This is a genomic window from Sphingomonas sp. CL5.1 (assembly GCF_013344685.1).
GTDB lineage: Bacteria > Pseudomonadota > Alphaproteobacteria > Sphingomonadales > Sphingomonadaceae > Sphingomonas.
In genome coordinates this window covers 3,909,090-3,921,404 of record NZ_CP050137.1, presented here as the reverse complement: position 1 = coordinate 3,921,404, position 12,315 = coordinate 3,909,090, and the positions used below count along the sequence as shown (strand labels likewise).

The 12,315-nt window shown below is 68.2% G+C and carries 13 protein-coding genes; 7 read left to right on the top strand and 6 right to left on the bottom strand.

Annotated elements, in window-relative coordinates; all coding sequences use genetic code 11:
- Nucleotides 1-2 precede the first annotated feature (2 nt).
- From F9288_RS18825 to F9288_RS18805, 5 genes are read right to left on the bottom strand one after another with little or no spacing between them, the layout of a single operon-like run.
- The gene (locus F9288_RS18825; protein ID WP_174838191.1) at nt 3-902 is read right to left on the bottom strand and encodes an enoyl-CoA hydratase; all 900 of its coding nucleotides are present in this window, start codon (nt 900-902) and stop codon (nt 3-5) included.
- Nucleotides 899-1,699 (bottom strand): CoA-transferase subunit beta, encoded by an 801-nt coding sequence (locus tag F9288_RS18820; RefSeq protein ID WP_174838190.1) that lies wholly within the window; start codon nt 1,697-1,699, stop codon nt 899-901. Before F9288_RS18820 ends, F9288_RS18825 begins: the two co-directional genes overlap by 4 nt.
- Nucleotides 1,699-2,577 (bottom strand): CoA transferase subunit A, encoded by an 879-nt coding sequence (locus tag F9288_RS18815; RefSeq protein ID WP_174838189.1) that lies wholly within the window; start codon nt 2,575-2,577, stop codon nt 1,699-1,701. Before F9288_RS18815 ends, F9288_RS18820 begins: the two co-directional genes overlap by 1 nt.
- Complete coding sequence (locus F9288_RS18810; protein ID WP_174838188.1) at nt 2,577-3,494, bottom strand: VOC family protein; 918 nt, start codon at nt 3,492-3,494, stop codon at nt 2,577-2,579. The genes F9288_RS18815 and F9288_RS18810 overlap by 1 nt, the downstream gene beginning before the upstream one ends.
- A gap of 4 nt (nt 3,495-3,498) precedes the next feature.
- Complete coding sequence (locus F9288_RS18805; protein WP_174838187.1) at nt 3,499-4,266, bottom strand: SDR family oxidoreductase; 768 nt, start codon at nt 4,264-4,266, stop codon at nt 3,499-3,501.
- Between the two features lie 172 nt (nt 4,267-4,438).
- On the opposite strand from F9288_RS18805, the gene F9288_RS18800 reads away from it, so the two are divergent.
- The 7 genes from F9288_RS18800 to F9288_RS18770 are packed head-to-tail and all read left to right on the top strand — an operon-like array spanning nt 4,439 to nt 11,493.
- The gene (locus F9288_RS18800; protein WP_174838186.1) at nt 4,439-5,644 is read left to right on the top strand and encodes an acyl-CoA dehydrogenase family protein; all 1,206 of its coding nucleotides are present in this window, start codon (nt 4,439-4,441) and stop codon (nt 5,642-5,644) included.
- 11 nt (nt 5,645-5,655) lie between these two features.
- Entirely contained in the window at nt 5,656-6,462 is an 807-nt protein-coding gene (locus F9288_RS18795) for an alpha/beta fold hydrolase (protein ID WP_254620963.1), read from the top strand.
- On the top strand, nt 6,449-7,225 hold the full coding sequence (locus tag F9288_RS18790; RefSeq protein ID WP_174838185.1) for a fumarylacetoacetate hydrolase family protein: 777 nt from the start codon (nt 6,449-6,451) through the stop codon (nt 7,223-7,225). The genes F9288_RS18795 and F9288_RS18790 overlap by 14 nt, the downstream gene beginning before the upstream one ends.
- Nucleotides 7,226-7,237: 12 nt before the next feature.
- A complete protein-coding gene (locus F9288_RS18785) occupies nt 7,238-8,179 on the top strand; it encodes an acetaldehyde dehydrogenase (acetylating) (protein WP_174839190.1) in 942 nt (313 codons plus the stop codon).
- Nucleotides 8,176-9,213 carry a 4-hydroxy-2-oxovalerate aldolase gene (dmpG, locus tag F9288_RS18780; protein ID WP_174838184.1) on the top strand — a complete coding sequence of 346 codons (1,038 nt, stop codon included), beginning with the start codon at nt 8,176-8,178 and terminating at the stop codon, nt 9,211-9,213. Before F9288_RS18785 ends, dmpG begins: the two co-directional genes overlap by 4 nt.
- Entirely contained in the window at nt 9,210-10,043 is an 834-nt protein-coding gene (locus F9288_RS18775; protein WP_174838183.1) for a sugar phosphate isomerase/epimerase, read from the top strand. Before dmpG ends, F9288_RS18775 begins: the two co-directional genes overlap by 4 nt.
- Nucleotides 10,036-11,493, top strand: coding sequence for an FAD-dependent oxidoreductase (locus tag F9288_RS18770; RefSeq protein WP_174838182.1), 1,458 nt, complete (start codon nt 10,036-10,038; stop codon nt 11,491-11,493). The genes F9288_RS18775 and F9288_RS18770 overlap by 8 nt, the downstream gene beginning before the upstream one ends.
- On the opposite strand, the gene F9288_RS18765 is transcribed toward F9288_RS18770, so the two are convergent.
- Nucleotides 11,490-12,230, bottom strand: coding sequence for an SDR family NAD(P)-dependent oxidoreductase (locus F9288_RS18765; protein ID WP_174838181.1), 741 nt, complete (start codon nt 12,228-12,230; stop codon nt 11,490-11,492). The genes F9288_RS18770 and F9288_RS18765 overlap by 4 nt on opposite strands.
- Nucleotides 12,231-12,315: the final 85 nt, after the last annotated feature.

Below are 12,315 nucleotides of genomic sequence, written 5' to 3'. Positions count from 1 at the left end.
GCTTAGCCCTCGCCCGCCGCCTTCTTGTTGGCGGACGCCATCGCCTTGCCGTCCAGCCCGCCGAGCGAGTTGCCGCTGGTCAGATCGTTCTGGGCGTGCGCGAAATGGTGCATGTGGAACACCGCGTCCATCGCGGTGCGCTTGCCGCGCAGGTCCTCGACATGGTTGAACGCCTGCTTGGTCAGCCAGTTGCCGAGGCGCGGGCGCTGCGCCAGCTCATGCGCCATCTTCGCGGTCTCCGCGCGCAATTCCTCGCGCGGCACCATGCGGTTGACCATGCCGAACTGATAGGCGCGCGCGGCGGGCAGCCGCTCGCCGAGGAGCAGGAACTCCTTGGCGACGCGCGGCGGCAGCTCGAAGCCGTGCGCGAAATATTCGACGCCGGGGATGCCCATGCGGTTCACCGGGTCCTGGAAGAACGCGTCCTCGCTCGCGACGATCAGGTCGCACACCCAGGCGAGCGTCAGCCCGCCCGCGATGCACGCGCCCTGCACCATCGCGATGGTCGGCTTCGGGATGTCGCGCCAGCGGCGGCACATGCCGAGATAGACCTCATGCTCGCGCGTGTAGAGCAATTCCGCCGCCGGGCGGGTGGTGTGGTCGCCGAACATCAATTTGCGGTCGAACGGCACGAGGTGGTCGCGCCCCGGCGTGCCGATGTCGTGGCCGGCGCTGAAATGCCTGCCTTCGCCCGCCAGCACGATGACCTTGATCGCATCGTCGTCGGTCGCGCGCCCGAAGGCGGCGTCGAGCGCATAGGTCATCTGGCTGTTCTGCGCGTTGTTGAACTGCGGCCGGTCCATCGTGATCCACGCGACAGGACCGTCGGTTTCGTAGCGGACCGGCGTGTCGGTCTCATAGACCGGCGATTGCGGCTGGCGGGGGACGATCTCGTCGCTCATGCTGCTTTCTCCTTCACCGCATCGGGATTGCCCGCGATGACGGTCGCGCGGACGTTGTGCGGATCGAGCCGCGCGATGATCGCCAGCGCCTCGGCATCGGGAAGCGGTGTTTCGGCCAGCGCGCCCTGTTCCAGCGGGAAGCCGGTCGCGGCCTGCACTTCCGCGAACGTCACGCCGGGATGGAGCGAGATGACGCGGACCGCGTGATCCTTGCCGCCGAAATCCATCACGCACAGGTTGGTGATGATGCGCCGGAGGTCGATCCCGCCGTAGTTGCCGCCCGCCACGCGCTTCGCCGGATTATAGCCCGCGCTCGACACCATATCGACCTCGCCAGCGACGAACACGCGCGGCGAATGCACGGGCACGAACATCGAATTGGGGTGATAGACCGAATTGCCGGGGAAACCGCGCACGCCCAGCATCTGCGTCTTCGGCTGGCGATGGGTGCCGCCGAGATAGGACAGGTTGGTCTGCCCGAAACGGTCGATCTGCGTCGGCGTCACCATCGCGTGCCGCCGTCCGGTCCACACCGCCGCGTCGAAGAAGCGCGAGAAGGGGAGGTAGCCCGCCGATTTCGGCCGATCGTCATAGCCGCGCGGGCCGATCGGCACCGGCTGCTCGACCAGGAACGCCTCGCCGTCGGTCATCATCAGGCTGGGCGAGTGGGTGAGCTTGGCGAGGCTCGCGCCAAGCCGGGGCACCGGGCCGACCCCGGTGGCGATGATCTCGCGCGTGTCGCGGAATGCTTCCGACGCGGCGAAGATGCACAGTTCGGCGAGGGTGGCGCTGCTCATCAGAACACCGGCATCGGCAGCTTCGCCACCGATTCCATGCCGCCCACCGAATCCATATAGCCCTGCTCGTCCGCGCCGACGAAGCGGTCGGCCACCTGCGCCCAGTCGCCGGGTTCCTTCGCGGCCGCCGCATAGTCGCGGAACGCCTTCATGTCCCAGCCATAGGCGGGGGGCATCGAGCCGGGATGCGCGCCGCCCTTCATCTCGACCACGCTGCTCACGAAGCAGCGCTCGAATTCGTTGAACCGCGCGTCATCGGGATAATGATCCTCCATCCGGTCGACCAGTTCCTCGCATGAGACGAAGCTGCGCGCCGCCGCGCGGGCGAACCATTGGTCGTAATAGGTGTCCGGCCCGAAAAGCTGGACGTTGCCGCGCCAGTCCGCGCGGTTGACGTGGATCAGCGCCGCGTCGAGCTTCAGCGCCGGCATCGCGATCAGCGTCTCGCCGTCCTCATAGGGGGACTGGACCAGCTTCAGCCCGCCCAGTTCGGCGAGATCGGTGCCGAGGCCGACGCGCGTCGGCAGGAAGGGCAGGCCGAAGGCGGCGGCCTTCAGCCCCCATTGCAGCATCCCCTCGTCGAGCTCGAGCACCTCGATCGACCCCGCCTCGCGCGCCTTGCGGAACCACGGCTCCAGCGGGATCGCGTCGAGCGAGACGAAGGCGAAGACGAGTTTCTTCACCTTCCCCGCCGCGCACAGCATCCCCACGTCCGCGCCGCCATAAGCGACGATCGTCAGGTCCTTCAGCGGCGAGCGCATTATCTCGCGCACCAGCGCCATCGGCTTGCGCCTTGGCCCCCAGCCGCCGATGCCGAGCGTCATCCCGTCATGGAGATTGGCGACGATCTCCGCCGCGGTCATGCGTTTGTCGAGCATCAGGCGGCTCCCTCGGCGGCTTCGGTCTGCCATGCCCAGACGTGGCCCCATTTGCTGACCTTGTCGTGCGCGGTGACTTCCCAGGTGGCGGGATCGATCACCAGCCCGTTGCAGCCGATCTCCAGATCGAAACCGCCCGGCGTCTGGACGTAGAAGCTGGTCATCTCGTCATTGACGTGCTCACCGAGCGTCGCGGATTCCTTGTAGCCGCCCGCGACCATCCGCGCGTGCGCCTTCTCCACCTCCTCCAGCGAGGGCAGTTCGAGCATCAGGTGGATGCTCTGCGAGGGCGGCACCGGCATCTCGGCCAGCGCGACGCTGTGGTGGCGGCCGTTGTCGGCGTGCATGAAGGCGAAGCGCATTCCCGGATCGTGGTCGCCGCCCATCAGGAAGAAGTGCGGCAGGTCGGTGTCGTGGAAGCCGAGCACGTCGCGATAGAAGGCATGGCTCGCCTCGAAATCGGGCGCGGCGAGCACCGAATGGCCCATGCCATAGATGCCGGTGACGAAGTGCGGCACGCCGACGGGGGAGACGAACGGCGTCTCCGCGCGTTGGTCGCCATGATAGAATTCCAGCCCGTTGCCGGCGGGATCGGTCGTGCGGAACAGCCCGGCGACGCAGCGCGAGGCGGCCAGTTCCGGCGTGCCCATCTCGACCGGGCGGCCGGCGGCGCGAACCTTCTCCGCCAGCGCGTCGAGCGCGGCCTTGTCCTCCACCTCGTAACCCGAGGCCGCGAGCCGGTCGGCGGAGCCGGTTTCGATGCGGAAGCGGAACGGCCGCTCGTCAACGCGGTATAACGCCGCGCCATCGCTCGCGGGCGCGCCGCGCATCGCGCCCGCGACTTGCGTCAGGAAATGGTCCCAGCGGTCCGGCTGCATGGTCTCCACCACCGCATAGCCAAGCGACTTCACGCCCATGACATCAGGCTCCCTTCACCAGATCGAGGAAATACGGACGCTCGCCGCCGCCATCGACTTCGAGCCGCGCGCCGCTCACCCAACTCGCCAGCGGGGAGGAGAGGTAGAGCACCGCGCCCGCGATATCGTCGCCGTTGCCCATCCGGCCGAGCGGCATCGAGCGGCCGACCGCCGCCTGCGCCTCGGCGTCGCCATAGGTCGCCTCGGCGTTCTCGGTATGCATCAGCCCGGCGATGATCGCGTTGACGCGAATGTTCGCCGCGCCCCATTCCTGCGCGAGGCTCTGCGTCAGGTTGAGCAGCCCCGCCTTGGCCGCGCCGTAGATGGCGGTGCCGGGGGAAGGGCGCGCGCCGGAGACGCTGGCGATGTTGACGATGCTCCCGCCGCCGCCCGCCACCATGTGCGGATACGCCGCCTGCGCCATGTAGAGCGGGGCGACGAGGTTGAGCTTCAGGATCGCATCGACGAATCGCGGCGAGACGCTTGCGGCATCGGCCTGCGGCGATCCGCCGGCGTTGTTGACCAATATGTCGAGCCGCCCGTGCGCCGCCACCGCCGCCTCGACCAGCGCGCGCGCCTGATCGGGATCGCGCACGTCCGCCTGATGGAAGGCGATGCCAGCGGGAAGCTCGTCCGGCATGGCGCGGCCGCAGACGGTGACGGCGCAGCCGGCCTCGACCAGCCGGGTCGCGATCGTCCGGCCAAGGCCGCGCGTGCCCCCGGTCACGATCGCGGCCTTGCCGGTCAGATCGAGATGCGCGCCGCTCGCCAAGCCTTCCCTCCCGCCTTCCCCGATAAAGGGTGTGAAATCGTTCTTGAACCATCACCAAATCGCGTGGTCTCGCTTTTCTATTGACGATTTGCGTATCATAGCGCAAGAGAAATTACGAAGATTGTGATTTTGAGCCGGTGATAACCGCCGGCCGCATAAAGGAGGGGCTGTAATGGCTGCCACAGTTCCGCTCACGACTCAGGTCGAGCCCACCGCGGCCGAGCTGGTCGAGCGCGCGCGTGCGATGATTCCGACGCTCAAGGAGCGCGCGAAGCGATGCGTCGCGGAGGGCAAGGTGCCCGACGAGACGATCGCGGAGATGCGGGCGGCGGGGTTCTTCCGCATCCTCCAGCCCAGGCGCTGGGGCGGCTATGAGATGCACCCCAACACCTTCTTCGACGTGCAGAAGCTGCTGGCGGAAGGCTGCATGTCGACCGGCTGGGTCTATGGCGTGGTCGGCTGCCATCCCTATGAGCTGGCGCTGTTCGACGATCGCGCGCAACGGGAAGTGTGGGGCGAGGATGACGGCGCGCTCGCCTCCTCCTCCTATCAGCCGGTCGGCAAGGTGGAGCATGCCGACGGCGGTTTCTACCTGACCGGGCGTTGGGGTTTCTCCAGCGGGTCGGAGCATTGCCAATGGGTGCTGCTCGGCGCGCTGGTGCCGCCCGGCGAGCCGGGCGGGCCGCCGGACATGCGGACCTTCCTGCTGCCGCGCGGGGATTACCGGATCGAGCGCAACTGGGACGTGTTCGGCCTTCAGGGCACGGGCAGCCAGGATATCGTGGTGGAGCGCGCCTTCGTCCCGGAATATCGCACGCACCGCTCGGTCGACGGCTTCAACTGCCGCAATCCGGGACAGAAGGAGAATGACGGCATCCTCTATACCCTGCCGTGGGCGCAGATCTTCGTCCGCTCGGTTTCCTCGGCGGCGCTGGGCGGCGCGCGGGCGGGGATCGAGGCGGCGCTGGCGATCGCCGCCGATCGCGTCTCCACCAACACCGGCAAGGCATCCAGGACCGACCCGATCCTTCACGCCGCGATCGCGCGCGCGCATGCGCAGGTCGGCGAGATGGAGCTGGCGCTGCGCGCGACCTTCGACGACCTGATGGGTTATGCCGAACGCGGCGAGGCGATCCCGCTGGAGAAGAGATCGGCCTATCGATACCAGTCGTCCACCGTGGTGCGGCGCTGTGCGGAGCTGATCGGGGATATTCTGCCGCTGCTCGGCGGGCGGGCGATCTATATGTCCAGCCCGATCGTCCAGCCGTGGCTCGATCTCAACGCGGCGCGCGCGCATGTCGCCAACGATCCGAATAACTGGACGGCGGACATGATCGGCGGCCTGATGGGCCAGCCGCCCGCGATGATGTTCCTGTGATGGAGGCGCTGGTGAGCAAGCGGCATGTCGTCGTCGGCGGCCATGAGATCCATATCGCCGAGATGGGCAGCGGCCCGGCGGTGGTGTTCATCCACGGCAGCGGGCCGGGGGCGTCCGGCGCGTCGAACTTCCGGCAGAACGCGGACGCCTTCGTCGCGGCGGGCTATCGCGTGATCCTGCCCGACATGATCGGCTATGGCGCGTCCTCCAAGCCGGAGGGGCTGGATTACACGCTCCAGCTTTTCACCGACACGCTCTACGACGCGCTGATCGCCCACGGCATCACCCGCGCGGCGCTGGTCGGCAACTCGCTGGGCGGCGGCGTCGCCCTGCAGATGACACTGGACCACCCGGAATTCGTCTCCAGCCTCGTGCTGATGGCGCCGGGCTGCATCGAGGAGCGCGAGACCTATTTCGCCATGCCCGGCATTGCGAAGATGGTGTCGAACTTCGGCGGCCCGGATTTCACGATCGAGGAGCAGCGGCGGCTGATCTGCAACCTCGTCTATGACGCGTCGGCCGTCACCGACGCGCTGGTCGCGGAACGCTATGCCGTCGCCCGCACCCAGCCGAAGGACGTGCTGGTGCGGATGCGCACGCCGAACCTCGCGCCCCGGCTCGGCGAGGTGAAGCAGCCGATCCTCGGCTTCTGGGGGCTGGAGGACGATTTCTGCCCGGCGAGCGGCGCGCGCTATTTCCTCGAAGCTTGCGAGGACGTGCGCTTCATGAGCTTCACCCGCGTCGGCCATTGGGTGCAGGTGGAGCGCGCGGGCGAGTTCAACCGCTATTCGATCGGCTTCCTCGATGAGCATCGCTGAGCGCTACGGCGCGGAGCTGCACGCCGCCTTGCGCACGCGCCGCACGGTGCCGCCGCTGATCGCCCGCGATCCGGCGCTGACGGTGGACGACGCCTACGCCATCTCGCTCGATTTCCTCGCCCGCCGCACGCGAGAGGGGGAACGGGTGATCGGCAAGAAGATCGGCGTCACCAGCAAGGCGGTGCAGGACATGCTGGGTGTCCACCAGCCCGACTTCGGTTTCCTCACCGATCGGATGTGGATCGAGGGCGATATCGACATCGCCGCCACCGGGCTGATCCAGCCGCGCGCGGAGGCGGAGATCGCCTTCATCCTGCGCGATGCGCTGAAAGGCCCCGGCGTGACGGCGGCCGACGTGATGGCCGCGACGGAAAGCATCGCGCCGTGTTTCGAGATCGTCGACAGCCGGATCGACGAATGGAAGATCGGCATCGTCGATACGGTGGCGGACAATGCCTCCTGCGGGGTGTTCGTGCTGGGCGAGGCGCGGGCCGATCCGCGCGAACATGACATGCCCGCCCTGCATGTGACGGTGACGAAGAACGGCGCGCCCCTGTCCGAAGGCTATGGTCATGCGGTGCAGGGCGATCCGGCGGCGGCGGTGGCATGGCTCGCCAACACTTTGGGGCGCTACGGCGTGACGCTTGAGGCGGGTGACGTGATCCTGTCCGGCTCGCTGGTGCCGCTGGCCCCGGCGGTGGCCGGGGATCAGTTCGAGATGACGCTGGAGGGCGTGGGCAGTTGCACTGCGCGCTTCGTCTAGGAGTAATGAGTGGTGTGCAAGGTGAAGGCGGCGATCATTGGATCGGGGAACATCGGGACGGACCTGATGGTGAAGATGCTTCGTGGGTCGGAGCATATGGAACTGGCGGCGGTGGTGGGAATCGATCCGGCGTCGGAAGGTCTGGCGATGGCGCGGGCGCGCGGGGTGGCGACGACGCACGAGGGGATCGAGGGGCTGCGGAAGCTCGCCTGCTATGGCGAGATCGGCATCGCCTTCGACGCGACCTCGGCTTATGCGCACAAGGCGCATGACGCGGCGCTGCGCGCGGACGGCATCCAGGTGGTGGACCTGACCCCGGCGGCGATCGGTCCGTTCACCGTGCCGCCGGTCAACATGGAGGCGCATCTCGACCAGCCCAACGTCAACATGGTGACGTGCGGCGGGCAGGCGACGATCCCGATGGTCGCGGCGGTGAGCCAGGTGGCGAGGGTGCATTACGCCGAGATCGTGGCGTCGGTGTCGTCGCGCTCGGCGGGGCCGGGGACGCGCGCCAACATCGACGAGTTCACCCGCACCACCGCGCGCGCGATCGAGGAAGTCGGCGGGGCGGCGAAGGGCAAGGCGATCATCATCCTCAACCCGGCCGAGCCGCCGATGATCATGCGCGACACGGTGTTCACGCTGTCCGAAGGCGGCGACGAGGCGGCGATCCGCGCCTCGGTCGAGGCGATGGTGGCGAAGGTGCAGGCCTATGTCCCCGGCTATCGGCTGAAGCAGGAAGTGCAGTTCGAGCGCTACGGCGACAACAACCGCCTCAGGATCCCCGGCATGGGCGAGTTCACCGGGATCAGGACCTCGATCTTCCTCGAGGTGGAAGGGGCGGGCGATTATCTGCCGAGCTATTCGGGCAACCTCGACATCATGACGGCGGCGGCCAGGGCGACCGGAGAGTTGCTCGCCCGGCGCATCCTCGAGCGGAGGGCGGCGGCATGACCTTCGACGTCGACACGCAGAAGCTCTACATCCAGGACGTGACGCTGCGCGACGGGATGCACGCGATCCGCCACATGTACGGGCTCGATCATGTCCGCGCGATCGCGAGCGCGCTCGATGCCGCCGGGGTGGACGCGATCGAGGTGGCGCATGGCGACGGCCTCTCGGGCGCGAGCTTCAACTATGGCTTCGGCGCGCATACCGACTGGGAATGGCTGGAGGCCGTCGCGGACGTGCTGACGCGTTCGGTGCTGACCACCTTGATCCTGCCGGGGGTCGGCACGGTGGAGGAACTGCGCCGCGCCTGTGACCTCGGGGTGCGCTCGGTCAGGGTGGCGACGCATTGCACCGAGGCGGACGTGTCGAGGCAGCATATCGGCATCGCGCGCGATCTCGGCATGGATGTCGCGGGCTTCCTGATGATGAGCCATATGATCGAACCCGAGGCGCTCGCGCGGCAGGCAGCCCTGATGGAGAGTTACGGCGCGCAGTGCGTCTATGTGACCGATTCAGGGGGCGCGCTCGACATGGACGGGGTGCGCGATCGGCTGCGCGCCTATGACAAGGTGCTCAGGCCGGAGACGCAGCGCGGCATCCACGCGCACCACAACCTGTCGCTCGGGGTGGCGAACTCGATCGTCGCGGCGCAGGAGGGGGCGGTGCGCATCGACGCCAGTCTTGCCGGGATGGGCGCGGGCGCTGGCAACGCGCCGCTGGAGGTGTTCGTCGCCGCCGCCGATCGCAAGGGCTGGAACCACGGCTGCGACGTGATGGCGCTGATGGACGCGGCGGAGGACCTCGTGCGGCCGTTGCAGGACCGCCCGGTGCGCGTCGATCGCGAGACGCTCGCGCTTGGATACGCGGGGGTCTACTCAAGCTTCCTGCGCCATGCCGAGAAGGCCGCCGAAACCTATGGCCTCGACACCCGCGCCATCCTCGTCGAGCTCGGACGCCGCAAGATGGTCGGCGGACAGGAAGACATGATCACCGATGTCGCTCTCGATATGCTCAAGGCGCGCGTCGGGAGCGCATGAGGGGAGGGGCCGTGCGCCCGCTGTCGCTCGATCACATCACGGTCGTGGACGCCACGCCGTCGCAGCTCGCGGGTCTGGCGGCGGAGACGGGATGCGCGGGGATGTGCCTGTTCCTGCATCCGATGGCGGTGCTGCCCGGGATGCCGGACTTCGCGCTGATCGGGGATACGCCCGAACGCCGCGCTACCCGCGATGCGATGCGCGCGGGTGGAGTGGCGCTCGATCTGGCCTATCCCTTCACACTGGCCGGACGAACCGACGTGGTCGTGTTCGAACCGGTGCTGGAGACGGCGGCATGGCTTGGCGGACGGCTCGCCAATGTGCTGTGCTACGATCGCGAGCCAGCGCGGCGGATCGGGAAGCTCGCCGCGCTCGCCGAGCTGGCGGGCGGTTACGGCATCGGGCTGGCGGTGGAATTCTATCCGCCGTCGCAGGTGCGCTCTCTGCATGAGGCGCTGGCGCTGATCGAGGCGACGGGGCGCGATGATATCGGTGTGACGCTGGACCTGCTTCATCTCCACCGCGCCGGCGAGATGCCGGGCGCGCTCCCGCTGCTCGCCGATCCGCGCATCCGCATCGCGCAGGTGAGCGACGGCCCGCTCGCCATCGCGCCCGACAGGATCGAATGGGAAGCGGGGAGCGAGCGCCTGCTGCCGGGCGAGGGGGCATTCGACATTGACGGGTTCGTCGCGGCGCTCGCGCCGGAATGCCCGGTCAGCGTCGAGGTGCCGCGCCAATCCGCGCTCGATGCCGGGCGCTCGATGCTCGATCGCGCGCGCAGGGCGGTGGAGGCGACACGGGCCGCATTGGGAGAGACGTTTCATGGCTGAATTCTCGCTGCACCGCACGGTCCCCGCAGCCGAGGTGCCGCAATGGGACGATGAGGCCGATGTGATCGTCATCGGCTTCGGCGCGGCGGGCGCGTGCGCGGCGATCGGTGCGGCGGAGGCGGGCGCGTCGGTGATACTGTTCGAGCGTAATTCGGGCAGCGGCGGCGCGTCCGGCCTGTCGGGTGGGGAAATCTATATCGGCGGCGGCGGGGGCACCGACGTCCAGCGCGCCAACGGTTTCGCGGACAGCACGGAGGACTTCGCGACCTATCTCACGATGGCCGGCGGCCCGTGCGCCGACGCGGCGAAGTGCGACGCTTATGCCGCCGGCGCGCTCGATCATTATGCGTGGCTGAAGGCGCAGGGCGTACCGTACAAAGGCACCTACCTCCCCGGCAAGGTGATCGAGCCGGAAACCGACGACACCCTTATCTGGTCCGGCAGCGAGGCGGCGGCGCCGTTCCGCCACGCCGCGAAGCCGGCGCCGCGCGGGCATGTGATCCAGTTCACCGGCTGGGGTGGCGGGCGCAAATTGATGGACGTGCTGGAGGCGCGGACGCGCGCACTCGGCGTGACGGTCGTCACTGACGCGCGCGCGCTGGCGCTGGTGCGCGATGGCGACCGGGTGGTCGGCGCGGTGATGCGGATCGACAACCGCCCGCGCTTCATCCGGGCGCGCAGCGGCGTGGTGCTGGCGACCGGCGGCTTCGTGCTCAACCCGGACATGCTGAAGCGTTACGCCCCGCTCACCACGAAGGTCGCCGATCCGATCGGCGACAAGGATGACGGCTCGGGCATCAACCTCGGCATGGCGGCGGGCGGCGACGCGATCCACATGGACCAGTTCTTCGTCACCTGTCCGTGGACGATGCCCGAGCCGCATGCGCATGGCGTGTTCGTCAACATCCACGGCCAGCGCTTCATCAACGAGGATTGCTATCACGGCCGCGTCAGCCGCTTCATGATCGACCAGCCGGGGGATCGCGTCTATCTCTTGCTCGACAACGCGCATTTCGACCGGCCTGCCGAGTTCGCCCGCATGACCATCGCCGCGACCGGCGAGACGTGGGAAGAGGTCGAACGCGAGCTGGAAATGCCGGAAGGCATGCTCGCCGCGACGATGGCCTTCTACAACCGCCACGCGCGCGAGAGGCGCGACCCGTTGTTCGACAAGCAGCCGCCGATCCTGAGGCCGCTCGATCAGGGGCCGTTCATCGCGCTGGAGCTGAACTTCCGGTCGAGCTATTTCTCGCACTTCACGCTCGGCGGCCTGCGCACGTCGATCGACGGCGCTGTGCTCGATCGCGGCGGGCAGGTGATTCCGGGCCTGTTCGCCGCCGGGCGCTGCACGTCCGGGCTGCCGGCGTGGGGACATGGCTACAGCTCGGGGCTGAGCCTTGCCGACTGCACCTTCTTCGGGCGGCGGGCCGGGCGCGCGGCGGCGGGCTAACCCGCGAGCTGCGCGCAATCCACCGGCAGCGCCGCGCCGCTGATCTTCCGCGCGTCGTCCGAGGCGAGGAAGGCGACCGAGGCGGCGATATCCTCCGGCTCCGCGCCGCCGCCTTCCAGCTTGGGGGCGTTGCGCATCATCAGCGGCCAGTCGATGTCGCCCTCGGGCGGCGGGGTGCGCGTCATGGCGGTGTTGACCTGTCCGGGGCAGATCGCGTTGACGCGCACGCCCCGCGCGGCGAACTCCACCGCGAGCGACTTGGTGATCCCCACCACGCCATGCTTGGATGCGGCATAGGCGAGGGTGAAGGGGACGCCGGAAAGCCCGGCGGCCGACGCCATGTTGACGATATTCCCCTTCGAGCGGACGAGGTGCGGCAGCGCGGCGCGGCACAGCACATAGACGCTGAACAGGTTGACGCGCAGCACGCGCTCGAATCGCGCTTCGTCGAAATCTATCGTCGGCCCCCAGTCGAGCATCCCGCCGATGTTGCACAGCACGTCCAGCCCATTTTCGGCTGCGGCCGCGACCAGCGCCTGGCAGGATATCGTGTCTGTCGCGTCATAGGGGCGGACGCGCACCGGCCGCCCGATCACTGCGGCGGTGTCGGCGAGGCCCGCCTCGTTGACGTCGCCCAGCGTCAGCTCCGCGCCTTCGCTCGCGAGACGTAGCGCCGTCGCGCGCCCGATTCCCGATGCGGCGCCCGTCACCAGCACCTTCTTGCCCGCAAAACGCATCCACTCCTCCACTCTTGATTTGCGTAGACTATACCGGCATTAATCTACGCAATAATAGAAAAATACGCGATAGCTAATAACAATA

Excerpts from the sequence above, each read along its gene's own strand:
- F9288_RS18790 (WP_174838185.1), top strand. The coding sequence starts at position 6,449 with ATGAGCATCGCTGAGCGCTACGGCGCGGAGCTGCACGCCGCCTTGCGC.
- F9288_RS18800 (WP_174838186.1), top strand. The coding sequence starts at position 4,439 with ATGGCTGCCACAGTTCCGCTCACGACTCAGGTCGAGCCCACCGCGGCC.
- dmpG (WP_174838184.1), top strand. The coding sequence starts at position 8,176 with ATGACCTTCGACGTCGACACGCAGAAGCTCTACATCCAGGACGTGACG.
- F9288_RS18810 (WP_174838188.1), bottom strand. The coding sequence starts at position 3,494 with ATGGGCGTGAAGTCGCTTGGCTATGCGGTGGTGGAGACCATGCAGCCG.
- F9288_RS18820 (WP_174838190.1), bottom strand. The coding sequence starts at position 1,699 with ATGAGCAGCGCCACCCTCGCCGAACTGTGCATCTTCGCCGCGTCGGAA.
- F9288_RS18765 (WP_174838181.1), bottom strand. The coding sequence starts at position 12,230 with ATGCGTTTTGCGGGCAAGAAGGTGCTGGTGACGGGCGCCGCATCGGGA.
- F9288_RS18770 (WP_174838182.1), top strand. The coding sequence starts at position 10,036 with ATGGCTGAATTCTCGCTGCACCGCACGGTCCCCGCAGCCGAGGTGCCG.
- F9288_RS18815 (WP_174838189.1), bottom strand. The coding sequence starts at position 2,577 with ATGCTCGACAAACGCATGACCGCGGCGGAGATCGTCGCCAATCTCCAT.
- F9288_RS18775 (WP_174838183.1), top strand. The coding sequence starts at position 9,210 with ATGAGGGGAGGGGCCGTGCGCCCGCTGTCGCTCGATCACATCACGGTC.
- F9288_RS18825 (WP_174838191.1), bottom strand. The coding sequence starts at position 902 with ATGAGCGACGAGATCGTCCCCCGCCAGCCGCAATCGCCGGTCTATGAG.